Annotated in this window: 24 protein-coding genes; 9 read left to right on the top strand and 15 right to left on the bottom strand. The window is 66.8% G+C overall.

Annotated elements, in window-relative coordinates:
* Window positions 1-97: 97 nt before the first annotated feature.
* From F3W81_RS15635 to atpD, 10 genes are all read right to left on the bottom strand, one after another.
* On the bottom strand, window positions 98-451 hold the full coding sequence (locus tag F3W81_RS15635; RefSeq protein ID WP_193080089.1) for a phasin family protein: 354 nt from the start codon (window positions 449-451) through the stop codon (window positions 98-100).
* A 75-nt stretch (window positions 452-526) separates the two neighbouring features.
* Complete coding sequence (locus F3W81_RS15630) at window positions 527-1,357, bottom strand: F0F1 ATP synthase subunit gamma (RefSeq protein ID WP_193080088.1); 831 nt, start codon at window positions 1,355-1,357, stop codon at window positions 527-529.
* Window positions 1,354-2,871, bottom strand: a complete 1,518-nt coding sequence (locus F3W81_RS15625) for a F0F1 ATP synthase subunit alpha (protein WP_193080087.1) — start codon at window positions 2,869-2,871, stop codon at window positions 1,354-1,356. Before F3W81_RS15625 ends, F3W81_RS15630 begins: the two co-directional genes overlap by 4 nt.
* Window positions 2,861-3,577: a F0F1 ATP synthase subunit delta gene (locus tag F3W81_RS15620; protein ID WP_193080086.1), complete on the bottom strand. Its 717-nt coding sequence runs from the start codon at window positions 3,575-3,577 to the stop codon at window positions 2,861-2,863. Before F3W81_RS15620 ends, F3W81_RS15625 begins: the two co-directional genes overlap by 11 nt.
* Before the next feature lie 4 nt (window positions 3,578-3,581).
* Entirely contained in the window at window positions 3,582-3,827 is a 246-nt protein-coding gene (locus F3W81_RS15615; protein WP_193080085.1) for a F0F1 ATP synthase subunit C, read from the bottom strand.
* Window positions 3,827-4,510, bottom strand: a complete 684-nt coding sequence (locus F3W81_RS15610; protein WP_193080084.1) for a F0F1 ATP synthase subunit A — start codon at window positions 4,508-4,510, stop codon at window positions 3,827-3,829. Before F3W81_RS15610 ends, F3W81_RS15615 begins: the two co-directional genes overlap by 1 nt.
* A complete protein-coding gene (locus F3W81_RS15605) occupies window positions 4,507-4,797 on the bottom strand; it encodes an N-ATPase subunit AtpR (RefSeq protein ID WP_193080083.1) in 291 nt (96 codons plus the stop codon). Before F3W81_RS15605 ends, F3W81_RS15610 begins: the two co-directional genes overlap by 4 nt.
* Window positions 4,794-5,069 (bottom strand): AtpZ/AtpI family protein, encoded by a 276-nt coding sequence (locus F3W81_RS15600; protein ID WP_193080082.1) that lies wholly within the window; start codon window positions 5,067-5,069, stop codon window positions 4,794-4,796. Before F3W81_RS15600 ends, F3W81_RS15605 begins: the two co-directional genes overlap by 4 nt.
* The gene (locus F3W81_RS15595; protein WP_193080081.1) at window positions 5,066-5,470 is read right to left on the bottom strand and encodes a F0F1 ATP synthase subunit epsilon; all 405 of its coding nucleotides are present in this window, start codon (window positions 5,468-5,470) and stop codon (window positions 5,066-5,068) included. The genes F3W81_RS15600 and F3W81_RS15595 overlap by 4 nt, the downstream gene beginning before the upstream one ends.
* Entirely contained in the window at window positions 5,467-6,912 is a 1,446-nt protein-coding gene (gene atpD / locus F3W81_RS15590) for a F0F1 ATP synthase subunit beta (protein WP_193080080.1), read from the bottom strand. The genes F3W81_RS15595 and atpD overlap by 4 nt, the downstream gene beginning before the upstream one ends.
* Before the next feature lie 213 nt (window positions 6,913-7,125).
* Here atpD and F3W81_RS15585 point away from each other — a divergent pair, with 213 nt between their 5' ends.
* Window positions 7,126-8,070 (top strand): DnaJ C-terminal domain-containing protein, encoded by a 945-nt coding sequence (locus F3W81_RS15585; protein WP_193080078.1) that lies wholly within the window; start codon window positions 7,126-7,128, stop codon window positions 8,068-8,070.
* Window positions 8,067-8,396: a chaperone modulator CbpM gene (locus tag F3W81_RS15580; protein WP_193080076.1), complete on the top strand. Its 330-nt coding sequence runs from the start codon at window positions 8,067-8,069 to the stop codon at window positions 8,394-8,396. The genes F3W81_RS15585 and F3W81_RS15580 overlap by 4 nt, the downstream gene beginning before the upstream one ends.
* A 4-nt stretch (window positions 8,397-8,400) precedes the next feature.
* Here F3W81_RS15580 and hutU read toward each other — a convergent pair whose 3' ends face one another.
* From hutU to hutI, 3 genes are read right to left on the bottom strand one after another with little or no spacing between them, the layout of a single operon-like run.
* Window positions 8,401-10,071 carry a urocanate hydratase gene (hutU, locus tag F3W81_RS15575; RefSeq protein ID WP_193080074.1) on the bottom strand — a complete coding sequence of 557 codons (1,671 nt, stop codon included), beginning with the start codon at window positions 10,069-10,071 and terminating at the stop codon, window positions 8,401-8,403.
* Window positions 10,072-10,103: 32 nt separating this feature from the next.
* Window positions 10,104-11,630, bottom strand: a complete 1,527-nt coding sequence (gene hutH / locus F3W81_RS15570) for a histidine ammonia-lyase (protein WP_193080073.1) — start codon at window positions 11,628-11,630, stop codon at window positions 10,104-10,106.
* The gene (gene hutI / locus F3W81_RS15565; RefSeq protein ID WP_407692484.1) at window positions 11,627-12,808 is read right to left on the bottom strand and encodes an imidazolonepropionase; all 1,182 of its coding nucleotides are present in this window, start codon (window positions 12,806-12,808) and stop codon (window positions 11,627-11,629) included. The genes hutH and hutI overlap by 4 nt, the downstream gene beginning before the upstream one ends.
* Before the next feature lie 88 nt (window positions 12,809-12,896).
* On the opposite strand from hutI, the gene F3W81_RS15560 reads away from it, so the two are divergent.
* Both F3W81_RS15560 and F3W81_RS15555 read left to right on the top strand, forming a co-directional pair.
* The gene (locus tag F3W81_RS15560; protein WP_193080070.1) at window positions 12,897-14,261 is read left to right on the top strand and encodes a formimidoylglutamate deiminase; all 1,365 of its coding nucleotides are present in this window, start codon (window positions 12,897-12,899) and stop codon (window positions 14,259-14,261) included.
* Window positions 14,258-14,959 carry a GntR family transcriptional regulator gene (locus tag F3W81_RS15555; RefSeq protein WP_193080068.1) on the top strand — a complete coding sequence of 234 codons (702 nt, stop codon included), beginning with the start codon at window positions 14,258-14,260 and terminating at the stop codon, window positions 14,957-14,959. Before F3W81_RS15560 ends, F3W81_RS15555 begins: the two co-directional genes overlap by 4 nt.
* Before the next feature lie 8 nt (window positions 14,960-14,967).
* Here F3W81_RS15555 and F3W81_RS15550 read toward each other — a convergent pair whose 3' ends face one another.
* Together F3W81_RS15550 and F3W81_RS15545 are read right to left on the bottom strand one after the other, a co-directional pair.
* Window positions 14,968-15,447: an acyl-CoA thioesterase gene (locus F3W81_RS15550; RefSeq protein ID WP_193080066.1), complete on the bottom strand. Its 480-nt coding sequence runs from the start codon at window positions 15,445-15,447 to the stop codon at window positions 14,968-14,970.
* Between the two features lie 407 nt (window positions 15,448-15,854).
* Window positions 15,855-17,234 (bottom strand): aminotransferase family protein, encoded by a 1,380-nt coding sequence (locus tag F3W81_RS15545; protein ID WP_193080064.1) that lies wholly within the window; start codon window positions 17,232-17,234, stop codon window positions 15,855-15,857.
* A 218-nt stretch (window positions 17,235-17,452) separates the two neighbouring features.
* Here F3W81_RS15545 and F3W81_RS15540 point away from each other — a divergent pair, with 218 nt between their 5' ends.
* The 5 genes from F3W81_RS15540 (at window position 17,453) to F3W81_RS15520 (ending at window position 23,901) form a co-directional block, all read left to right on the top strand.
* A complete protein-coding gene (locus tag F3W81_RS15540) occupies window positions 17,453-18,892 on the top strand; it encodes an aminotransferase-like domain-containing protein (RefSeq protein WP_193080063.1) in 1,440 nt (479 codons plus the stop codon).
* A 121-nt stretch (window positions 18,893-19,013) separates the two neighbouring features.
* Window positions 19,014-20,711, top strand: a complete 1,698-nt coding sequence (locus tag F3W81_RS15535) for an amidohydrolase (protein ID WP_193080061.1) — start codon at window positions 19,014-19,016, stop codon at window positions 20,709-20,711.
* On the top strand, window positions 20,708-21,604 hold the full coding sequence (locus F3W81_RS15530; RefSeq protein ID WP_193080059.1) for a CobW family GTP-binding protein: 897 nt from the start codon (window positions 20,708-20,710) through the stop codon (window positions 21,602-21,604). The genes F3W81_RS15535 and F3W81_RS15530 overlap by 4 nt, the downstream gene beginning before the upstream one ends.
* Before the next feature lie 78 nt (window positions 21,605-21,682).
* Window positions 21,683-23,173: an aldehyde dehydrogenase family protein gene (locus F3W81_RS15525; protein ID WP_193080057.1), complete on the top strand. Its 1,491-nt coding sequence runs from the start codon at window positions 21,683-21,685 to the stop codon at window positions 23,171-23,173.
* Window positions 23,173-23,901, top strand: coding sequence for a sulfite exporter TauE/SafE family protein (locus F3W81_RS15520; protein ID WP_193080055.1), 729 nt, complete (start codon window positions 23,173-23,175; stop codon window positions 23,899-23,901). Before F3W81_RS15525 ends, F3W81_RS15520 begins: the two co-directional genes overlap by 1 nt.
* Window positions 23,902-23,913 lie beyond the last annotated feature (12 nt).

Raw genomic sequence — 23,913 nt, 5'->3', positions numbered from 1 at the left:
CAAAGTCTCAGTCGAGTCTTGGCCTGATCCTAGGGACCTCGCTGCGGCGCGGCATTGATCTGTGTCAGCCCCGCCGCCGCCATGTGACCTTGTGCGCTTAAAGCGGCGTCGCGTGCTGGTGGTGCAGCTGATCCACGGCCATCTCGCTGCTTACCTTGCCGGTCATCTCGGCGATTTTCGACGCCTGCGCCATGTAGTCGCTCATCGTGGTTTTCAGGAAATCGGCCCGCAGTGCTTCCAGCTCGCCCAGGTTTTTGCAGCCGAGCAGGGCCTGCTGCGCCGCCATTTCCTGCTGCAGGCGCGTGCTCATGAACTCTGCCATCTCGGCGCTGATCGCAGTAATGTTTTCCATCCAGGCGGTGCCCATCTGGAACATCGACCCAAACGCGGGAAGGGCGAATTGCGTGAGGGCGTCCGATGTCTGCGGTGCAGTGTCTGCCTTGCGGGTCATATCAGTCTCCGGAGGTTGGGGTGACGTGTCAGAGTCAAGCCTATGGCGATTCGCCCGGGCCCACGTTGATCCGGATCAACCTGCGGCTGCAGCCCCGGTGCCAAGCTCAATGATTTCGGCGGTGATCGCCTCTTGCCGGACCCGGCGCAGAGTGGCCTGAAACACCTCAAGCTCGCGCTCAATCTGGGTGGCGGCGGCGCTCATCGCTTCCATCCGGGCCTCGTTTTCGGCAGCGTAGGCGTGCAGCGCGGCCTTGCAGATCAGCGCATGCACATGGTCCATGCCCAGCCGGTCGAGCAGATCGGCAGGCGACAGCTGCATCAGCGGGCGGGTGCCAAGCGCGGGCGGCAGATCGGCCAGATCAATCGGAAACAGCCCATGGCGCAGCAGCGACGGCCGCCCTGCATCCCAAGTGGTATAGACCACCTCCAGCCGCGCGATCCGCCCGGCCGAGACCTCGGTATAAAGCGCATTGGTGATCCGGTCCGCCAGTTTCGGAATGCCCGGACTGTGCGAAGGCATGGCCCCGCTCCACATCGGCGTGATCCCCCGCGCGGCCGCAACCGACAGCCCGCGCGTGCCGATCAGGAACAGCCGCTCGGGCACCAGATCCGCGCCGATCCCGTCCAGAACCCGCTCACTAAAGGCGCCGGCAAAGCCCTGTTCGGCGCAGAACACCAGCAGGCCCGTCGCCCCCCCGGCAGGCGCCATTTCCCGCGCCGCCTCAGGCCCGATGGCGGTTGAGACCGCCTCTGCAATCGTCGCCGCATAGCTGTCGACCGCCAGCACCTGAGAGCGTGCCGTGCGCGCGCGCGCCGCCGCGATCCCCTTCATCGCATTCACCACCGCACCGAGCTGCCGCACCCCCTCGATCCGGGCACTGATATCGGCCAGCCGCTCGGTCACGCTGCGGCCTCCGGCAGGCTGTCGGCGAACCGGCGCATCACATCCAGCAGAGCGTCGCGCGTCGCCTCGCTCATCTCCGCCCCGTCACCAAGGGCGCGCATCGCCTCGCCCGCCTCAGCGTTCAGAACCGTCGCCAGCCCGGTGCGAAACGTCGCCACAGCCTTCAGCGGCAGCGCGTCCAGCAGCCCCGACTGCACCGCCAGCAGCAGCGCCACCTCCTCAGCCAGATGCAGGGGCGCGTGCTGTTGCTGGCGCAGGACCTCGCGGATCCGCGCGCCCCGCGTCAGTTGCTGGCGCACCCGGCCATCGGGCATGCCGCCAAAGCGGGTGAAGACCTCCAGCTCCAGAAACTGTGCATAGTCCAGACGCAGGGTACCCGCGGCACTGCGCAACACCTTGGCCTGCGTCTTGCCACCCACGCGACTGACGCTCAGCCCGACGTCCACCGCCGGTTTCTGCCCCTGGTGGAACAGCGCCGCATCCAGCACGATCTGCCCGTCGGTGATCGAGATCAGGTTCGTCGGGATATAGGCCGACAGGTTGCCCGCGTCCGTCTCGGCAATCGGCAAGGCGGTCAGTGACCCGCCGCCGCGCGCTGGCGACAGTTTCGCCGCGCGCTCCAGCAAGCGGGCATGGATATAGAAGACATCGCCCGGATAGGCCTCGCGCCCCGGCGACTGTCGGGTCAGCAGCGCAATCTCGCGGTGGGTGGCGGCGTGTTTGGACAGATCGTCGATCACCACCAGCGCATGTTGCCCCTTGTCGCGGAAATATTCCGCCATGGTCATGCCCGCATAGGGCGCGATCCATTGCAACCCGGGGGCCGAGGCGGCCTCGGCCACCAGCACGATACAGCGGGCAAAGTTGCCCTCTGCCTGCAGCGCATCAATCGCCCGCCGCACGCTGGAGGTCTTCTGCCCCACGGCGACATAGATGCAGATCATGTCACTGTCGCGCTGCGCGATCAGCGCATCAATCGCCAGCGTCGTCTTGCCGGTGGAGTGATCGCCGACGATCAGCTCTCGCTGGCCCCGACCAAGGGCGAACAGCGTGTCGACCACCACCACCCCGGTCTGCACCGGCTCGGTCACCAGATCGCGTTCGATGATCGAAGGGGCCGGGCGTTCGATCGGCAGATGATCCTCAGCCTCGATCGCGCCCTTGCCGTCCATCGGGCGGCCCAGCGGATCGACAATGCGCCCCAGCAGGGCCTCGCCCACGGGCACGTTGACGACCTCGCCCGTGCCATACACCGCATCCCCCGCCTCAACCGCCGTGGCGCCGTCCAGCATCACGCAGCCGATCCTGTCGGGGTCGAGCACGCGGGCAAAGCCCACCTGCCCGCCCTGAAACCGCAGTACCTCGTCCAGCCGCACATCGCTAAGGCCCGAGATCATCGCAACCCCGTCACCGATCTCCTCGACCCTGCCGCGCCGCTCAACCCGGGGGCCGGGGGTGCTGGCCTGCACCGTGTCGCGGGCCGCCTTCAGCCAGTCTGGCGTATCACGCGGCATGGCGCAGGTCCTTCAAGATGTGGTCCAGATCCGACTGCCAGCTGTCATGTAACACCACATGCTGTGTGCGCAGGACGAACCCAGCGATCAGCGCAGGATCGACCACGAACGTCAGACCCGGCATTTTCCCAAGCGCCTCAGCAATCCGCGCTTGGCCCGCGTCATCCAGCGCAGCGGCACTGACCAGCGTCCCGCCGCGCGTCAGCGCCGCGCGGTCCTGCTCCGGCAAGCCCTCCACCGCCGCCACCAGCTGCGCCAGAAACGCGCCCTGCACCGCATTCGGATCAAGCCGCGCCAGCAGTTTGCCCGCAATTTCGACTGCCAGAGTTGCCGCCTGCCGGGTCTGCTCTTTGCGCGCCGCCTCTGCCGCATGTCCCTGCGCAACCTTGGCCGCCTCGACCAGAGCTTCGGCCTTGGCGCGCGCCTCGGCCATCTTCGCCTGCACGGCAACCTCAGCCTCCTGCGCCGCCGAAGCCAACATCGCCGCGCGCTCCGCCGCGATCTCCTCGCGCGCCTTGGTGACCTCTGCCAGCGCGGCGTCGGCCTTGGCCTGCGTCCCCTCCGCATCGCTCAGCAGGGCCTGCGCCGCGGTCTGCCGCGCCACAATCGCCGCCGCGACAGGGCGCCAGAACACCCGTGTCAGCAGCCAGACAAGGATCAGGACGTTGACCGCCTGCAGGCCCAGCCCCCAGAAATCGAGTGTCATGGCCTCAGCCCAGCAACGGGTTGGCGAACAGCAGCAACAGCGCGATCACCAGACAGTAAATCGCCGTCGTCTCGATCATGGCGAGGCCGACGAACAGCGTGCGCGAGATGGTGTTGGCGGCCTCGGGCTGGCGCGCAATCGCGTCCATCGCGGCGGCCACGGCGCGCCCCTCCGCCAGAGCGGGGCCAATGGCGCCAAAGGCGACAGCGAAAGCGGCACAGACGATGCTGGCAAGCGGCAGATAATCCATCAGGTTTCCTTTTGCGATTTTGGGGTGCCGTCCTCGACCGTGGCCGAGATGAAGACCATGGCGAGGACGGCAAAGATGTAGGCCTGAACAAGTCCGGTCAGCAGATCCAGCGCCATCAGCGGGATCGGCACCAGCAACCCGGCCAGCGAGGCGACAATGCCGATCACAAAAACCCCGCTCATGACATTGCCGAACAGGCGCACGAACATCGAGAAGACGCGGGTGACGCTCTCCAGCATGTTCAGCGGGATCATCACCACGTTGGGCGACGCGAAGGATCGCAGGTATCCCGCCACCCCGCCGCCCTGCACGCCGAACCAGATCACCGACAGGAACACCAGAACCGCCAGCGCGGCGTCGGTCTCAAGCTGCGCTGTCGGCGGATCGAGGCCGGGGATCAGCGACGACCAGTTGGCAACCAGAATGAACAGGAACAGCGTGCCGATAAAACCGCGATAGGGCGCCGGCTCGGCCCCCGTCGTCTCGCGGATCTGGGTGTCCATCGTGGTGACGATCAGCTCCAGCGCGGCCTGACGGCGCCCCGGGGTCAGCGTCAGCCGCCGGGTCAGCGCAAAGGCCCCGAGCAGCAGCACCGCCATGATCCCCCAGGTCGTCAGGATCGCCTGCGTGATCGGCACCGGCCCGATCTGGAACAGCGCAACAGCGTCGAGCGGCGAATTCATAGCACCGCCCCCCGCGCCTGACGCACCATCACCGCCTTGGCCACCAGCACGCCACCAAGCGCCGCGAGTAACGCAAGCCCGCCCGCCAGCAAGGCGACGTAAAAGCCAAGCAGCAGCAGCCCCAGCCGCCCGAAGGTCAGCGCCAGAGCCAGCAGAGGATGGCCGCGACTGACGATCAGATCCGCCGTCTGACGCAGCGCGCGAAAATAAACATAGCCCAGCACCAGCCCGCCGATAAAGCAGGCCGTCAGTGAAATCGGCAAAGGCAAAGCGGCAACATCGATCATTTGGTGTTCATCCATTTCCATGCGGTCCAGCCGCCAAGGCAGACCCCGGCAAACATGAAGGGCGCGCTCCAGAAGATGCCGGACTCAAGCCGTGCATCCAGCCAGCGCCCCAGAAACAGCCCCGCCAGTGTCGGCACGACAAAGATCCAGCCCAGCACGCCGATCTGCGCCAGACGCCGCCCGACCGACATGTCGCCCTCGCGCAGCCAGCGTGCCCGGCGTTCGCGGCGCAGGCGGGCCTGCGTGACCAACGGGTCTTCATCCTGGCTCACCGGAACTCTCCCGCATCGGGGCGCAGGCGGGTGACCATGCGGCGGATCGCGTTCAGCTGCAGCTGCACCGTGTCGACATGGGCGACGCGCTCCTCGTCCGCCTCCGCGCGAAACCGTCCCAGCACCTCGTCCTCCAGCGTGGCAAGGTCATCGCCCGCCACCGCCTCTCGGGTGGCGATGGAGACCGCGCCGCCCTGCGCCACCGTCATCGCGCCACCGCGCAGGGCGCAGAACCCCTCGGCCCCACCCTTGCGCCAGCTGACGATCGAGATCGCGAGGGCCGTCAGAAACGGCGCATGCCCGGGCAGAACGCCGAAACTGCCGCTGGCATCCTCGGCACGCAGACTGTCGATATCCGCCTCGACCACGACCTCCAGCGGCGTCACGATTCTCAGCTTCATGCCGCGACCTCCGCCTGCGCGGCGGCCTCTTTGGCGCGCGCATCCTCTAGCGTGCCAACCATATAGAGCGAGCCTTCGGACCAGTCATCCGCCGCACCATCCAGAATGGCGCGACAGCCCGCCAGTGTCTCGGCCAGCGGCACACTGGCGCCCGGCGTACCGGTAAAGGCCTCCGTCACCATGAACGGCTGGGTCAGGAAACGCTGCAGACGGCGCGCCCGCTTGACCGTCAAACGGTCCGCCGCGCCCAGCTCCTCGACCCCCAGAAGCGAAATGATGTCCGTCAGCTCCCGGAACCGCGCCAGCGCCTGGCGCACATCCTCGGCCACACGGTAATGCACCTCGCCCACCACCAGCGGATCGAGCAGCATCGACGATGAGGCGAGCGGATCAATCGCGGGATAGAACCCCTCCGCCGCCTGCGCCCGGCTGAGCACGACAACACAGTCCATATGGCTGGAAATCGTCGTCACCGCCGGGTCGGTGAAATCATCGGCCGGCACATAGACCGCCTGAATGGCCGTCACCGCAGAGCCGGCAACCGACGCGATGCGTTCCTGCAAGCCCGCCACCTCGGTCGCCAGCGTCGGCTGATAGCCCACGCGCGACGGCAATCGACCCAAAAGGCTGGAGACCTCGGCCCCCGCCTGCACAAACCGAAAGATGTTATCCATCAGCAGCAGCACGTTCTGGTGCTTTTGATCGCGAAAATACTCGGAAATCGTCAGCGCGGTCAGCGGTGCCCGCCAGCGCGCCCCCGGCGGTTCGTTCATCTGGCCATAGACCAGCACCGTGCGCGCCAAGACACCGGAGTCCTGCATCTCGGTCAGCAGCTCATGGCCCTCGCGGGAACGTTCTCCGACCCCGGCAAAGACCGAGATCCCCTCGTATTTCTCGACCATGGCGCGGATCAGCTCCATCACCAGAACGGTCTTGCCGACACCGGCGCCGCCGAACATCGCCGCCTTGCCGCCCTGCGCCATCGGGGTCAGCAGGTCGATCACCTTGATCCCGGTCTCAAAGACCTCCGTGGTGCGGGTCTGTGCGTTCAGGCGCGGCGGTTTGGCGTGAATGCCCCGGCGCGGCACGTCGTCTGGCAGCGCGGGCCCGTTGTCCTGCGGGGTGCCGACGACATCCAGCAGACGCCCCAGCACCGCCTGGCCCACCGGCACCGTCACCGGCCCGCCGGTCGCGCTCACGCCGACGCCCCGCGACAGCCCGGCAGTCGACTGAAACGCCACCGCACGCACGGTGCTCAGATCAAGATGGCTGTGCACCTCAAGGATCAGCGGGCCGGGCCGGTCCCAGTTCACCACCAGAGCCGAGTTGATCGCCGGCAGATCGCCCCCGTCAAAGACCACGTCCACGACCGCGCCGCGCACCGCATGCACCACGCCCTCCGACGGCTGGGGCGTATTCGTTCTGGCGTCATCCTGTGGCATGGTCGTGGCACCTTTCGGGAAAACTCACCCCGGCAGGATAGGCGATGCCGCGTCTCGCAGCATTGATCTGGGTCAGTCTGGCAGAACCGCAGCTGCGTTGATGTGGATCAGCGACATTTGCGCGCGCGGTGGTATATCTGGCGCAAGGCGGCCCGGACTCCGGCCCGGTTTGCCGATGCTTCAAACGACGGCGGATGACCGAAAGGACAACGGATGCCCGATGATCCCTACAAAGCACTGGGCCTGACCAAGTCGGCAACGGCGGACGAGATCAAGAAAGCCTATCGCAAGCTGGTGCGCACCAGCCACCCCGACCTGCACCCCGATGACCCGCAGGCCGAGGCCCGATTCAAGGCCATCGGGGCCGCCCATGAGCTGCTGAAAGACCCCGAGACCCGCGCCCGATTCGACGCGGGCGAAATCGACAGCACCGGCGCGGAACGCCCCAAGCGGCAGTATTACCGCGATTTCGCCGGGGCCTCAGACAATGCCTATCAGAACCGCGCCTATCAGAACCGGGGCGGCTTTGACCAACAGGCCGACCCCGCCGATATCTTTGCCGATATCCTGCGCAACCGGGCGCGCGGCGGTGGCGGCGGTGGCTTTTCCTCAGCCCCCGGTCCCGATGCGCGCTATTCCCTGAACATCCCCTTCCTGGAGGCGGTGCTGGGCGGCGAAACCCGCATCACCCTGCCGGATGGGTCGAACCTTGCGGTGAAGATCCCCAAGGGCACCGAGGACGGTCAGACCCTGCGCCTGCGCGGCAAGGGCCAGCCCGGCTTTGGCGGCGGCGCGGCGGGCGATGCGCTGATCACCGTGCATGTGCAGCCCCACGCGGTGTTCCGGCGCGAAGGCGACGACATCCTGATCACCCTGCCGATCACGATTGACGAGGCGATCCTGGGCGGCAAGGTCACCACCCCCACCATCGACGGCCCCGTCGGTCTGACCATCCCGCGCGGCGTCAGCTCGGGCCACGTTCTGCGGCTGCGCGGGCGCGGCGTGGCGCGGGCCGCGACCAAGGGCGACCAGCGGGTCGAGCTGCGCATCGTCGCCCCGCCCGAGGTCGACGACAGCCTGAGCGATTTCATGACCGAATGGCGCAAGACCCACGGCCATGATCCCCGCGCCGATCTGCTGAAAGGAGCAGGAGCATGAGCCCACGTTTCACCGAGGCCGAGGTCATCACCACCGTCACCCGGCTGACCCCGACCCAGTTGACCCGCTATATCGAGGTCGCCTTCGTGCGCCCCGAGCGAGCCGAGAGTGGCTATCTTTTCCGCACCGTCGACATCGCCCGGCTAGAGCTGCTCTGCGACCTGTCGCAGGATCTTGAGCTGGACGAGAACGCCCTGCACGTCGTGATCCCACTGATCGACCAGCTGCATGCCACCCGTCAGGAACTGGCCCGCATGTCCGAGGCGCTGGACGCCCTGCCCCCGGATCTGCGCGCCAGCATCGCCACCGCCCTGACCACCTCCTGAGGGCTCAGCCCAGAATCCCCGGCAGATCCAGATCGTTCTGCCGGGCACACTCCAGCGCGCTCTCGTAGCCCGCATCGGCATGGCGCCAGACGCCCGAGGCCGGATCGTTCCACAGCACCCGCTCCAGCCGCGCTGCCGCCTCCGGGGTGCCATCGGCGCAGATCACCACGCCCGCATGTTGCGAAAAGCCCATGCCGACGCCGCCGCCGTGGTGCAGGCTGACCCAGGTCGCCCCGCTCGCCGTGTTGATCAGCGCGTTCAGCAGCGGCCAGTCGCTGACCGCATCCGAGCCATCCAGCATCGCCTCCGTCTCGCGGTTCGGACTGGCGACCGAGCCGCTGTCCAGATGGTCGCGCCCGATCACCACCGGCGCGCTCAGCTCGCCGCTCGCCACCATCTCGTTGAAGGCCAGCCCGGCGCGGTGCCGATCCCCCAGCCCGATCCAGCAGATCCGCGCCGGCAGCCCCTGAAAGGCGATGCGGTCCCGCGCCATGTCGAGCCACGTGTGCAGATGGGTGTTGTCGGGAAACAGCTCCTTCATCTTGCGGTCGGTCTTGTAGATATCTTCGGGATCGCCCGACAGCGCCACCCAGCGGAACGGCCCGATGCCCCGGCAGAACAGCGGCCGGATATAGGCGGGCACGAAACCGGGAAAGGCAAAGGCCTCCTCCAGCCCTTCGTCCAGCGCGACCTGACGGATGTTGTTGCCGTAATCCAGCGTCGGCACGCCCGCTTTCCAGAAATCGACCATCGCCTGCACATGCACCCGCATGCTGGCCCGCGCCGCGCGCTCCACCGCCTTGGGGTCGGTTTCGCGTTTTGCGCGCCACTCGGCCATGCTCCAGCCCTGCGGCAGATAGCCGTTCAGCGGATCATGCGCGCTGGTCTGATCCGTCACCATGTCCGGGCGCACCCCGCGCCGGTAAAGCTCGGGGAACACATCCGCCGCATTGCCCAGCAGGCCCACCGATTTCGCCTCGCCCGCCGCGGTCCAGCGCGCGATCATCTCCAGCGCCTCGTCCAGACTGTCGGTGCGCGCATCGACGTAACGGGTGCGCAGGCGGAAATCGATGCTATCGGAATTACACTCCACCGCCAGACAGCAGGCCCCGGCCATCACCGCCGCCAGCGGCTGCGCGCCGCCCATGCCACCAAGGCCGCCGGTCAGGATCCAGCGCCCCGTCAGATCGCCGCCATAATGCTGACGCCCCGCCTCGGCGAAGGTCTCATAAGTCCCCTGCACAATGCCCTGAGAGCCGATGTAGATCCACGAGCCCGCCGTCATCTGGCCGTACATCGCCAGACCCTTCTTATCGAGCTCGTTGAAATGGTCCCACGTCGCCCAGTGCGGCACGAGGTTTGAGTTCGCGATCAGCACGCGCGGCGCATCCCTGTGGGTACGGATCACCGCCACCGGCTTGCCCGACTGCACGATCAGCGTCTCATCCGCCTCCAGCCGCCGCAGCGTCTCGCAGATCAGGTCGAAATCGCGCCAGGTCCGCGCCGCCCGCCCGATACCGCCATAGACCACCAGCTCATGCGGGTTTTCGGCGACGTCGGGGTGCAGGTTGTTCATCAGCATCCGCAACGGCGCCTCGGTCTGCCAGCTCTTGGCGCTGATCTCGGGGCCGGTGGGGGGAAAGACGTCACGGCTGTTCTTGCGGGGATCGCTCATTTTCGCCTCCGGAGGGGTCAGGGGAGTGTGCGTCATATGGCCATCTCAAGCCCGGCGGCGCGGATCAGCGCGCCACCCTGCACCAGTGCCGATGCGGCCTCGATATCACCGGCGAGGTAGCGGTCCTGTTCCAGCGTCGCCACCTCGGCCCGCAGCGCCGCCAGCACCGCCGCCAGCCGGTCCGAGGTCACCAGCGGTGCCCGCGCCTCGATGCCTTGGGCCGCGCACATCGCCTCAACCCCGAGGATCACCGACAGGTTTGCCACCATCCGCCGCAGCCGCCGCGCGCCATGCGCCGCCATGCTGACGTGGTCCTCCTGATTGGCCGAGGTCGGGGTGCTGTCGGTCGAACAGGGGTTCGCCAGATGCTTGTTCTCGCTCATCAGCGCCGCCGTCGTCACCTCCGCGATCATCAGACCCGAGTTCAGGCCCGGCTCCGGCGTCAGAAACGGCGGCAGATCGAAGGACAGCGTCGGGTCGACCATCAGCGCCACCCGCCGCTGCGCAATCGCGCCCAGCTCGGACAGGGCCAGCGCGATCTGATCGGCGGCAAAGGCCACCGGCTCGGCATGGAAATTCCCGCCCGAGACGATCTCGCCCGTCTCCACCAGCACCAGCGGGTTGTCGGTCACCGCATTGGCCTCGACCTCCAGCGTGCCGGCGGCAAAGCGCAGAAGATCCAGCGCCGCGCCGCTGACCTGCGGTTGGCAGCGGATGCAATAGGGGTCCTGCACGCGGCTATCGCCATCGCGGTGACTGTCGCGGATGCCACTGCCCGCCATCAGCGCCGACATCTCTGCCGCCACCTCGATCTGGCCGCGATGCCCGCGCAAGGCGTGGATCTGCGGTGCCAGCGGCGCGGTCGAGCCCATGATCGCATCTGTCGACAGGCACGAAATCACCAGCCCGCCCTGCATCAGCCGCCAGGCCTCAAACAGCGACGCCAGCGCGCAGGCGGTGGAAAACTGCGTGCCGTTGATCAGCGCCAACCCCTCTTTCGCGCCCAGCACCACCGGCTCAAGGCCCGCCGCGCGCAAGGCCTCTGCCCCCGGCATCTGTTTCCCGTGAAACAGCGCCGCCCCTTCACCGATCATCACCGCCGCCATATGCGCCAGCGGTGCCAGATCACCCGACGCCCCGACCGAGCCCTGCACCGGCACCACCGGCACGACGCCGCCCGCCAGCATCCCCTCGATCAGCGTGCAGATCTGCCAGCGCACACCCGACGCGCCGCGCCCCAGCGACAGCAGCTTCAGCGCCATCATCAGCCGCACCGTCTCAGGCTCCAGCGCCTCGCCCACGCCGCAGCAATGCGACAGGATCAGGTTGCGCTGCAGCTGCGCCGTGTCCTGCGCCCGGATCTTGACCGAGGCGAGCTTGCCGAAGCCGGTATTGACCCCATAAACCGCGACCTCCCCCGCTGCCGCCTGCGCCACCAGCGCCGCCGAAGCCTCAATCCCGCTCCGCGCGTCGCGGCTCAGTTCCGCCACGCCATCGCTGCGCCAAAGCTGTTCCAGCTGCGCCAGCAAGGTCGTGCCGGGGGTCAGGATCAGGGTCATGTTTTGCCTCCAAAATAACGGCTGTGCAGCGGGGTCTGCCCGATGCCATAGGACAGCTCTGCCGGGTCGCTGACATCCCAGACCGCCAGATCGGCGCGCAGCCCCGGCGCAATGATCCCGCAGTCCGTCAGCCCCAGCGCCCGCGCGGCATGGCGCGTCGTGCCCGCCAGCGCCTCCTCCGGGGTCAGCTGAAACAGCGTGCAGGCCATGTTCATCGCCAGCAGCAGCGACCCCAGCGGCGAGGAGCCGGGGTTCCAGTCCGTCGCCACCGCCATCGCCACGCCATGGGCGCGAAACGCCTCAACCGGGGGCTTCTGCACCTCATGCAGCGTATAAAACGCCCCCGGCAGCAGCACCGCCACGCTGCCCGCCCCCGCCAGAGCCGCTGCATCCGCGTCGCTCGCGTATTCCACATGATCCGCCGACAAGGCCCCATGCGCCGCCGCCAAAGCCGTACCGCCGCTCTGCGACAACTGCTCGGCATGCAGCTTCACCGGCAGGCCCAGCGCCTGTGCCGCCTCGAAGACCCGTCCAATCTGCGCGGTATCAAAGGCGATCCCCTCGCAAAATCCATCGACCGCATCCACCAGCCCTTCGGCATGGGCGGCATGCAGAGTCGGCAGGCAAACCTCGTCGATATAGGCATCCGCCGACATGCCCTGCGGCACCGCATGGGCGCCCAGAAAGCTGGTCACGACGCGCACGGGCCGCATCTGCCCGATGGCCCGCGCCACCCGCAGCATCTTCAGCTCGGCCTCGCGCTCCAGCCCATAGCCCGACTTGATCTCAATCGTGCAGACCCCGCCCGCGATCAGCGCATCGGCGCGGCGCAAGGCGGCCGTCAGCAGCGCGCCCTCAGAGGCCTCGCGCGTCGCGGCCACGGTCGCGGCGATGCCGCCCCCGGCCCGCGCCAGCTCTGCATAGCTCGCCCCGTTCAGGCGCAGCTCGAACTCGCGCACCCGGCTGCCGCCATAGACGATATGGGTATGGCAATCGATCAGCCCCGGCGTCACCAGCCGCCCGCCCAGCGCGCGCCGCTCTGCCCCGCGCCACGCCTCTGGCACCTCAGACGTTTCCCCGACCCAGACGATCACGCCGTCCTGCAGCACGACAGCGCCCTCCTCGATCAGCCCATAGCCCGCGCGCATCGTCGCCAGCCTGCCACCTTCCAGAATGATCGCCTCTGCCATCGGACTCACTTGCCATAGGGGAGAATTTCAAATTATTATGTAGCTACATATTATCTCTGTCAACGGAGTCCCTGCCTTGACCCGGATCCACGCCAAACAGGCCCTCACCCCGCAAGGCTGGGTCCGCGACCTGCGCCTGACCCTCACCCCCGAGGGGCGCATCGCGCAGGTTGAAACCGGCCACCCCCACCCCGCCGCGCATGATCTGCTCCTGCCCGCGCCGACCAACCTGCACAGCCACGCCTTCCAGCGCGCCATGGCGGGCCTGACCGAAGCCCGTGGCCCCGATCCCTCCGACAGCTTCTGGACATGGCGGCGGCTGATGTACCGCTTCCTCGACCAGCTGACGCCCGACCAGATCGAAGCCATCACCGCCCTCGTCTTCATGGAGATGCTGGAGGCCGGGTTCGCCAGCGTCGCCGAATTCCACTACCTGCACCACGGTGTCGGCGGCACGCCCTACGCCGACCCGGCAGAGCTTTCGTCCCGCATCACCGCCGCCGCCGCCCGGACCGGCATCGGGCTGACCCTGCTGCCCGTGCTCTATGAAACCGGCGGTTGCGACGGGCGCGCCCTGCAAGGCGGCCAGCGTCGCTTCGGCAACACCCCCGACAGCTACGCCGACCTGCACGCCGCCGCCGCCCGCCTGATCGCCAAGGGCCCCGCCGACCACCACATCGGTGCCGCGCCACACTCCCTGCGCGCTGTCACGCGCGAGGGCCTGTCCCGCGCCATCGCTCTGGCCGGCCCCGCGCCGCTGCACATGCACCTCGCCGAACAGGTGGCCGAGGTTGAGGAGGTGCAGGCCCACCTCGGCGCGCGGCCCACGGACTGGCTGCTCGCCCACTACGACGTTGCCCCGAACTGGTGCCTGATCCACTGCACCCAGATGACCAGCGCCGAGACACAGGCGCTCGCCGCGACCGGCGCTGTCGCAGGCCTCTGCCCGATCACCGAATCCAGTCTCGGCGACGGCATCTTCAACGCCACCGACTACCTCTCCGCCAAGGGGCGCATCGGCATCGGCTCGGACTCCAACATCCAGATCTCGCTGTTTGATGAGCTGCGGACGCTGGAATATTCACAACGCCTGCGCGACCGCACCCGCGCCGCACTGGCCAGCCCCGACCGCTCCACCGGTCGCACCCTGATCGAGGCCGCCCTGCAAGGCGGCGCTCAAGCCGCAGGGCGTGACAGCGGTGCCCTGCGCCCCGGCGCTTGGGCCGATCTGATCGCGATCGAGACCGACAACCACCGCCTCTGCAAACGCCAGGGCGACACCCTGCTCGACACCCTGATCTTCACCGGCCAGGGCGCGCAGTGCATCTCCGATGTCTGGAGCGCAGGCCGCCACGTCGTGCAAGACCATCGCCATATCGCCCGCGATGCGATAACCACAGCCTTCCGCGCCACCCTGTCCGAGCTGAACCAGAGCCTATGACCACGCCCCAACGCCATTCCTGGAAAGACATCCGCGACCGGATCCATGCCCGCATCCTCGACCGCACCTATCGCCCCGGCGACAAGCTGCCCCATGACGAGGATATGGCGCAAACCTTGGGCTGTTCGCGCAGCACCGTGCAACGCGCCATGCAGGATCTCTCCGAAAGCGGCCTTGTCGAGCGTCGGCGCAAGGGCGGCACCCATGTCCGCCCCGAACCGGTCGCCCGCGTCACGATTGAAATTCCGATCATCCGCAAGGAGGTCGAAGACCTCGGCCAGCGCCATGGCTACCAGCTGCTGTCCCGCGCCGCCCTGCCGCCTCCGGCAGAAATCGCGACCCGGATGGAGCTGTCAGCCCACGTCCCCTGCCTGCACGTCCGCGCCCTGCATCTGGCACAGGACCGCCCCTACCTCTACGAGGATCGCTGGATCAACCTCCAGACCGCAGCCGAGATCGACTCGGTCGACCTCTGCACCATCAGCGCCAATGAATGGCTGGTGCTGAATATGCCCTATACGAGATGCGAGCTGCGCTTCTTCGCTCTCGCCGCCGATGCGGACCTGGCCAAAGCGCTGCACACCAGCCCGAACACCGCGCTCTTCGCGATCGAGCGGACGACATGGATCGACACCCAGCCGATCACCACGGTGCGCACGATCGGCGCACCCGGCTACCAGCTCTCTGCCAGCACCTGAGCCGCGCCTCAGGGCGTCCCTTCCGAGGCCCTCTGCATCTCCTGCGAAAACTGTCGCCGCAGCTTGCGCCGCACCTCCGCCGCACGATTGCGCGCCCGCTGCAGATCGGTATCGATCAGCAGGCGCGGCACCTCAGCCGGACGCCCGTCATCATCCACCGCCACCATGGTGAAATAGCACGAGTTCGTATGCCGAGAGACCCCGCTGCGGATATCCTGCGCCTCAACGCGGATCCCGATCTCCATCGAGGTCCGTCCGGCATGGTTCACGCTGGAGCGGAACGTCACCAGCTCCCCCACGTTGATCGGCTCCTTGAAGGTCACCTGATCCACGGAAAGCGTGACGGCATACCGCTTCGAGAACCGCGACGCACAGGAAAAGGCCACACGGTCCAGCAGATTGAGCAAGGCCCCGCCGTGCACCTTGCCGCTGAAATTGGCCATGTCCGGTGTCATGAGCACGGTCATCTCCAATTCCCTGTGATCCATCCGCGCTCTCCATACCTGCGATATTCCGCCCAACCCTAAACGTCGGCCCCGCCACCGCAAGCCGCAATCGCCCGCCACGTCCTGCAAGGAGCATCACAAGCTGCCAATGCCTGTTTTGCAGAAGGGGGGGCTCTGCCCCCGTCAGCTGCGCTGCCTCCCCCGGGATATTTGGACCAGGGAAACGATGCAGGGACGGCTCCTCTGTCATCTTGCTCTAAATACTTCCGCCGGAGGCGGAGCAGCCTCTGGGCGCAGCGCGGAGCGATCCGGTTCGCGCGACGTTTACATCTTTCCTGGGGGCGGTAGCGCACCGCCGGGATACCGCTTTGATACCGACGCAATACCGACGTGCAAAAAGGGCCGCCCCACCTTGTTAACCAGGGCGGGGCGGTGGCTTAGGGCAAAGGTCAGCCGAAGACGCGGGTCAGGGCGACATCCATCGCCGCTGCGATCTCGTCGATATTGTCTTCGGTGGCGATCAGCGCTGGCGAGAGGCAAAGCGTGTTGTTGCGCCCCGGCAGTGAGCGGTTCGTGACCCCGATCAGCACCCCTTGCGCGCTGCATTCGGCCACCACCTGCTGGGCGAGTTTTTCGGCCACCGGCTCTTTTGTGAGCCGGTCGGCGACCAGCTCGGCGCCGCAGAACAGGCCCTTGCCGCGCACATCGCCGACGACCTTGTGCTTCTCCTTCAGCTCCTCCAGCCGCATCATCAGGCGGGCGCCCATGGCCAGCGTATTGTCCAGAAGGCCTTCGTCTTCGATGATGCGGATGTTCTCAAGCGCCGCCGCCGGGCCTGCGGTGCAGCCGCCGAAGGTGCTGATATCGCGGAAGTAATTCAGCGGGTCGGTGCTGTCGTCCTTGAACATGTCGAAGACTTTTTCGGTCGTCACGAGGCAGGCGATGGCCGCGTAACCCGAGGCGACGCCCTTGGCCATCGTCACCATGTCGGGCTCGATTCCGTAGTTCTGATAGCCGAACCAGGTGCCGGTGCGCCCGAGACCGCAGACCACCTCGTCGATATGCAGCAGGATGTCGTACTTGCGGCAGATCTCCTGCACGCGGGGCCAGTAGCCCTCGGGCGGGGCGATGACGCCGCCGCCGGCCGTCACCGGCTCAAGGCAGAGCGCGCCGATGGTGTCGGGGCCTTCGCGCAGGATCACCTCTTCGATGGCATTGGCCGCGAGCTCGCCATAGTTCGCAGCGTTTTCAAGGCCTTGCTCGTGGGCGCGGTATTGCAGGCAGTGCGGCACCTCGACGAATCCGGGGGTGAAGGGGCCGTACTGGGCGTTGCGCTCGGGCTGGCCGCCAGCAGAGAGGCAGGCGATGGTGGTGCCGTGGTAGTCGCGCTCACGGAACAGGATCTTGTGCTTCTTGCCGCCGTAGCGTTTGTGCGCGATCTGGCGCACCATCTTGAAGGCTTTCTCGTTCGCCTCGGAGCCGGAGTTGTTGTAGTAAACTCTTGAAAGACCTGGCATTTTCTCGATCAGGCGCTTGGCGAACAGCGCCCCGGGGATGGAGCCTGCGGAGCCTGCGAAGTAGTTCAGCTTGACCAGCTGATCGCGCACCGCATCGGCGATGCTTTCGCGGCCATAGCCCACGTTCACCGTCCACACGCCGCCCGACACGCCGTCGAGGTATTCGCGCCCGGCCTGATCCCAGATGCGAATGCCCTTGCCCTCAACCATGATTCTGGGATCGGATGTCTCGTAGGGTTTGTGCTGGGTCAGGTGGTGCCAGACGTGGGCGCGGTCGGCCTCGACCACATTGCTTATGTCGTTGTCATACATGGGTTCTCTCCGAATCCGGGCGGGTGACTTTGCACCAGAAAGCCATCTGACGCCATTGCGCGACAGGGCCAGACCCGCGCAACCGATGGGGCCAGACGCGGGGCCAGATGCGCCCGGAAAAACAGCAACATTCCCCTCGCGATCGGCAGATCTCTGCAGTGCTATTGAAACCCGCAGGCGCAGAGCCGAAAGGAAAAGGGCGAAGGAAGACGAACCCCATGCTGACTGCCATCACCCGAGAGAGCGACGAACCGATCCAGTCGCAGCTGCGCCGCAGGATCGTTGAATCGATCCACGGCGGCCAGATGACTCTGGGCCAGAAAATGCCGCCCAGCCGGCAACTTGCGGGTCAACTGGGGATCGCGCGCAATACCGTCGCCGCCGTCTATGACGAGCTGGTGGCGCGTGGATATCTTGACTCCGTACCGCGTCGCGGCTTTTTCGTGGCGCGGGATCTGCAACCCGAGGGGACCACTCTGTCAGAGGTCGCCCCGGTTGCCGCGCCGGACTGGGACGCACGGCTGAAACAGCGCCCCTCGCGCCTGCGCCATATCATCAAGCCCTCGAACTGGCAGGATTTTCCCTATCCCTTCGTCTACGGCCAGGTTGATCCGGGCCTGTTTCCGATCAACACTTGGCGCACCTGTTCGCGCGATGCGCTCGGGCGGTCGGCGATTGACTGGTGGACGGCCGATCGCTCGGTCGAGGATGACCCGATGCTGGTCGAGCAGATCCGCAGTCAGATCCTGCCACAGCGCGGTATCTACGCGAAAACAGACGATATTCTGGTGACGCTCGGCACGCAGGAGGGGCTCTATATCCTCGCCCGCCTGCTGGCCCGTCCCGGCACCCGCGTCGGGGTCGAGATGCCCGGCTATGCCGATGCCCGCAACATTCTGCAGACCGAGGGCGCCGATATCATCGACCTGCCGATCGATGCCGAGGGCGCGCGCCTCGACCTTGCGGGCAAGCTCGACGTGGCGGTGCTGACGCCCGCGCATCACTGCCCGACGATGGTCACCATGTCGCCCGAACGTCGTCTGGCCATCCTCAAGCAGGCGCAGCGCGATGGCACCATCCTGATCGAGGATGACTATGAGGGCGAGACCGCCGCTGCGAGCGATGCCACCTCATTGAAAAGCCTCGATAACAGCGGCCATGTCGCCTATCTTGGGACGCTGTCCAAGGTGCTGGCGCCGGGTGTGCGCCTCGGCTTCATGGTCGCAGCGCCCGAGCTGGTGAAGGAGGCCCGCTGGCTGCGTCGCCTGATGCACCGCTCCGCCCCCCTGAACAACCAGCGCACCGCCGCGATCTTTCTGGCCGAGGGGCACTATCTGACGCTGCAGCGCAACCTGCGCGAGGCACTGACGCGCCGCCTTGCCAAGGTCTCAGAAGGGTGCGCGCGCCACCTGCCCGGATTTCGGTTTTCCGATGCCCACGGCGGCTCCAGCGTCTGGCTGGAATGCCCTGAGGGGATCGACGCGCGCCAGCTGTTTCAGGTGGCCGCAGCCAAGGGCGTGCTGACCGAATCCGGCGATCCCTTCGTGCCCGAAGCGCAGGCCGGACGCTTCCTGCGCCTTGGCGTCTCCTACATTGACGAGCGCAAGATTGATGCCGGTCTCGCCCTGCTTGGACAGGCAGCAGCAGAGCTCGGCTAACCTCACCTCTCTGAAATCATGCAGTTTTGTGCTGGCCCAACCCGAGGGGGCCGGCTGGCCCTGTCGTGCCTGCGGCGCGCCCCCTAGCCTCGCAGCACCAGAGCAGACGCAGGAAGATGACATGCCCGACCCGATCAAAGTGTTCAAAGCCAAGATGATCCGCACCATGGCCCACAACACGCCAGAGGCGACCCATGTCGCGGTGCGCGACGGCAAGATCCTCGCAGTCGGGACCGAGGCCGACTGTGCCACCTGGGGCGAGATCACCATCGACACGCGCTTTGAAGACAAGGTTCTGATGCCCGGTTTTGTCGAGGCCCATGGTCACGCGATGGAGGGCAACGTCTGGAACGACCTGTTCCTCGGCTACTTCAAACGCACCGCCCCGGACGGCAGCATCGAGGGCGGGTTGAAGGATATCGAGGCCGTCGTCGCCCGCCTGCAGGCCTATGAAGCTCAGATGACCGACCCCGACGCGCCGCTGGTCGCCTGGGGCTTCGATCCGATCTATTTCAAAGGCGCGCGGATGAGCCGTGCGCATCTCGATCGCGTCTCGACCACCCGGCCGATCCTGATCACCCACGCCAGCTTTCACCTGATCAACGTCAACACGCTGGTGCTGGAACGTGCCGATATGCTGGGTCAGACCAGTGTCGAGGGCATCCTGCGCGACGAAAAAGGCGAGATCACCGGCGAGCTGCAGGAGATGGCGGCGATGTCGATGGCCGCCCGCGCCGTTGGTGCCACCGGCGCCCTGCGCGGCGTCGATGCCGCCAGCTTGCGCACCTTCGGCAAGGCGGCGGTCAACGCGGGCGTCACCACCTCTGCCGACCTGCACCAATCGATGACCGACGAGGTGCTTGCCGCCTATCACACCGCCACAGCCGAGGCCGATTTCCCGGTCCGCATGGTCCCCGCGCTCGGCGCGATCCAATGGAGCGTGGCCGAGGGTGTCGCGCGCGCCAAGGCGCTGAAATCGCAAGGCAATGACAAGCTGCACCTCGGGCTGGTCAAGATCATGACCGACGGCTCGATCCAGGGCTTTACGGGTCGGCTGAAATGGCCCGGCTATCACAATGGCGCGCCGAACGGCCTCTGGAACCTGCCGCCGTCCTCGCTGAAGGAGATGGTCAAAGCCTACAGCAAAGCCGGCATCCAGATGCACCTGCACGTCAACGGCGATCAGGCGTCGGAGTTCATCCTAGACGTGCTGACCGAAGCCCTGACGGAAAGCCCCTTCCCCGATCACCGCCATACGCTGCAGCATTGCCAGATGGCCGACGCGTCTCAATTCGCCCGGATGAAGGCGCTCGGCGTCTCGGCCAACCTCTTTGCCAACCACATCTTTTATTGGGGAGAGCAGCACTTTGCCCTCACCATGGGCCCCGACCGCGCCCGCCGCATGGACGCCTGTGGCACCGCGCTGGCGCACGGCGTTCAGATGGCGATCCACTCCGACGTACCGGTGACGCCGCTGAACCCGCTGTTCACCGCATGGTGCGCCGTCAACCGCATCACCTCTGCCGGGCGCATCCTCGGCCCACAGGAGTGTATCCCGGTCGAAGCAGCCCTGAAGGCCGTGACCTCGGGCGCCGCCTACCAGCTGAAGCTCGACCACCTCGTCGGCACCATCGAGGTTGGCAAATACGCCGACTTCGCCGTGCTCGACAGCGACCCGATGCAGGTTGCGCCGATCGACCTGCGCAAGGTGCGCGTGCTCGGCACCGTGCTGGGCGGCGACTGGCACCCCTCCAATGTGCCCGCCGATCAAGGCTACGCCCCCGACATCACCCTGCCCGACGTGCTGGCGCTGGCATGACCATCCCCGTCACCGTCATCGGCGGCTTCCTCGGCGCGGGCAAGACGACGCTGGTGAACCGCATCCTCGCCGCCTCGCGCAGCCGCACCGCCGTGCTGGTCAACGACTTCGGCGAGATCAACGTCGACGCCGCCCTGATCAAATCCGACGACGGGCTGACGATGGAGCTGTCTGGCGGCTGTATCTGCTGCTCCATGGCCGAAGGGATCGGCCCCGCGATCTTTCGCGCCATCGAGAGCGCCCCCGACGAGATCCTGATCGAGGCCAGCGGCGTCGGCGAACCCCGCCGCGTCGCCGAATTTGCCCTGCTCGACCGGCGCCTGAAGCTGGACATGGTGATCACGCTGGCCAATGCCGTCGCACTGGCCAGCCAGCTCGATGACCCGCTGATCGGCGATACCGTGGCGCGCCAGTTCGACGGCGCTGATCTGGTCGTTCTGAACCATGTCGATGCTGCCAGCCCCGGGCAACTGAGCACCGCCCGCGCCGCCCTGCGCCGTATCGCGCCGGGGCGTGCCATCGCCGAAACCAGCCGCGCCGAATTGCCGATGGAGCTGCTCTCGGCCAGCACCCTGTCTATTCTTTCGGCACCTCAAAGCGAACCCGTCGCCCATGACGAGGTGTTCTTTCGCGACCGCCTGGACGCGGCCATAGCCTTTGAGCGCACTGCTTTCGAGGCCGCTCTGAACGCCCTGCCGCCGACACTTCTGCGCCTCAAGGGCTGGGTAGCGATAGAAGGCGAAACCTCTGTAATGCTTGTGCAATATGTCTCTGGCCGCTGGCAGATGACCGCCGCCGAAGATCAGCCCCACGGCACCCGGCTGGTCGCGATCGGCACCGCGCCCGACCTGTCGCTGTCCCGCCTTCTGGGGGCCGACACCGCTGCGCTGTAAACCATCCCTCCCTCTGGCCCACTTGGTTGCCGCCCGCTGGCCCAAGCAATGCCGCCAAGCCGCAAAGATGATGATCCAATGACCGCACAAACCTTCCTCCCCTCCGACCCCGCTGGCGTGATCGCCTCCTATACGCGCGTGAACCTTGTCGGCGGCGCACATGTCGCGACCCAAACCGGCATCGCCGTGCTGAACCCTGCGACCGGCGCCGAGCTGGGCCAGGCCGCCGCCAGTGGCGCGGACGAAACCAACGCTGCCATCGGCGCCGCCAAGGCCGCCGGTGCCGGATGGGCCGCCACCCCGGCCCGCGCCCGCGGCAAGATGGTCGCCGCCGCAGGTCGCGCCATCGCGGCTGAAGCCGAGACCATCGCCCGCGTCCTCGCGCTGGAAACCGGCAAGGCGATCCGCACTGAATGCCGGGGCGAGCTGACTGTCGCCGCCGACCTGCTGGAGTTCTACGGCGGCCTCGCGTCCGAGCTGAAGGGCGAGACGGTGCCCTTCAACCCGCGCATCCTGACCATGACGACCCGCGAACCGCTGGGCGTCGTCGCCGCGATCCTGCCGTGGAACGTGCCGCTGGTGCTGATGATGCTGAAAATCGCCCCGGCCCTGGTCGCCGGCAACACCGTCGTCGTGAAAGCCTCCGAAGAGGCCCCCTTCGCCACCTTCGCCGCCGCCGAGATCCTGATGAAGCACCTGCCCGATGGCGTGCTCAACGTCATCAACGGCACCGGAGCTGCCTGCGGCTCGGTCCTGACCGCGCACAAGGATGTCGCCAAGGTCACCTTCACCGGCTCTGAGGCTGTCGGCCAAATGGTCTATGAGGCGGGGGCCAAGAACATCATCCCGGTCAGTCTGGAACTGGGTGGCAAAAGCCCGATGATCATCTGCGCCGACGCCGATCTGAAGAAAACCGTCACCGGCGCGGTCAACGGCATGCGCTTCACCCGTCAGGGCCAAAGCTGCACCGCCGCCAGCCGCATCTACGTCCACGACACCGTCTTCGACGACTTCATGAGCGCGCTTCAGGACACCCTCAACAAGCTGGTCATCGGCGACCCGATGGACGAGGGCACCGATATCGGCACCATCATCTCGGCCAAACAGGCCAAGGTGATCCGCGATTATGTCACGCTGGCCGAGCAGACCGAAGGCGCCGAAGTCCTCCGTTGCAGCGCCCTGCCCAGCGACGCCAGCCTTTCGCCCGACCTCTTCATGCAACCGACGCTTCTGCTGAACCTGCCCGAAGATCACCCTTGTGTGCAGAACGAGATCTTCGGCCCCGTCGCCGTGATCCAACGGTGGAGCGATTACGACGACGTCATCGAGAAAGCCAACGCCACCCACTACGGCCTCGCCGCGACGATCTGGACCACCTCGCTGTCGACCGCGCTGGACGCGACCTCGCGGCTGAACTCGGGCTATGTGCAGGTGAACCAAAACCTGACGATCCAGCCCAATGTCTCCTACGGCGGGTTTGGCCGCTCGGGCCTCGGCAAGGAAGCCTCGCTTGAGGCGATGCTTGAGCATTTCACCCGCAAGAAGACCATCGTGCTGAACTTCGACTGATGGAGCTGATCGCCCTGATTTCCCTGGCGGTCTTCATCGCGGCGGTGCTGCGCGGGCTGACGGGTTTCGGCTTTGCCCTGGCCGCGGTTCCGGCGATGAGCCTGTTGATCGCGCCGTCCCGCGCCGTGACCGTGGCGATCCTGCTGCAATGCATGGTCGGGCTGCGTGATACGGTGCGGATGCGCGCGCTGGTCAACCGTCGCGCACTGGTGCTGATGACGATCGGGGCCGTGATCGGCACGCCGCTCGGCATCCTCGCCCTGACACGGCTGTCGCCCGATGCGATGCGCATCGTTCTGGCGGTGCTGGTCGGCATCGGTCTGGCCGCGCTGATGCTCAAGGTGCGGCTGGGGGCGGGGCGGCGCACGGCGATTGGTGCCGGGTTCTTCGCGGGGTTGTTTTCGGGCCTTGCCGCGATGCCCGGCCCCCCTGCCATCGCGTATTTCCTTGGCACTGCGACACCTGCGAAGAACACCCGCGCCTCGCTGATGGTGTTTTTCTTCCTGACCTCACTGGTGGCGCTGCCCGGCCTTGCCTGGGCGGGTCAGATCGACCGACAAAGCCTGATACAGGCCGCCTTTGCCCTGCCTGCGCTGCTGATTGGCACCTGGGCCGGGGGGCAGGCGTTCAATCGGCTGGATGAAGGCGGCTATCGCACCGCCGCCATCGCGCTGCTGGCCGTCACCGCCGCCCTGACTGCGCTGCGCGGCGTTGCTGGACTACTTTAGAAAGCCAAAATC

Origin of the sequence: Pseudooceanicola spongiae (assembly GCF_014899185.1) — a bacterium.
Lineage (GTDB): Bacteria > Pseudomonadota > Alphaproteobacteria > Rhodobacterales > Rhodobacteraceae > Pseudooceanicola > Pseudooceanicola spongiae.
This window is presented reverse-complemented; position numbering and strand designations above follow the sequence as displayed.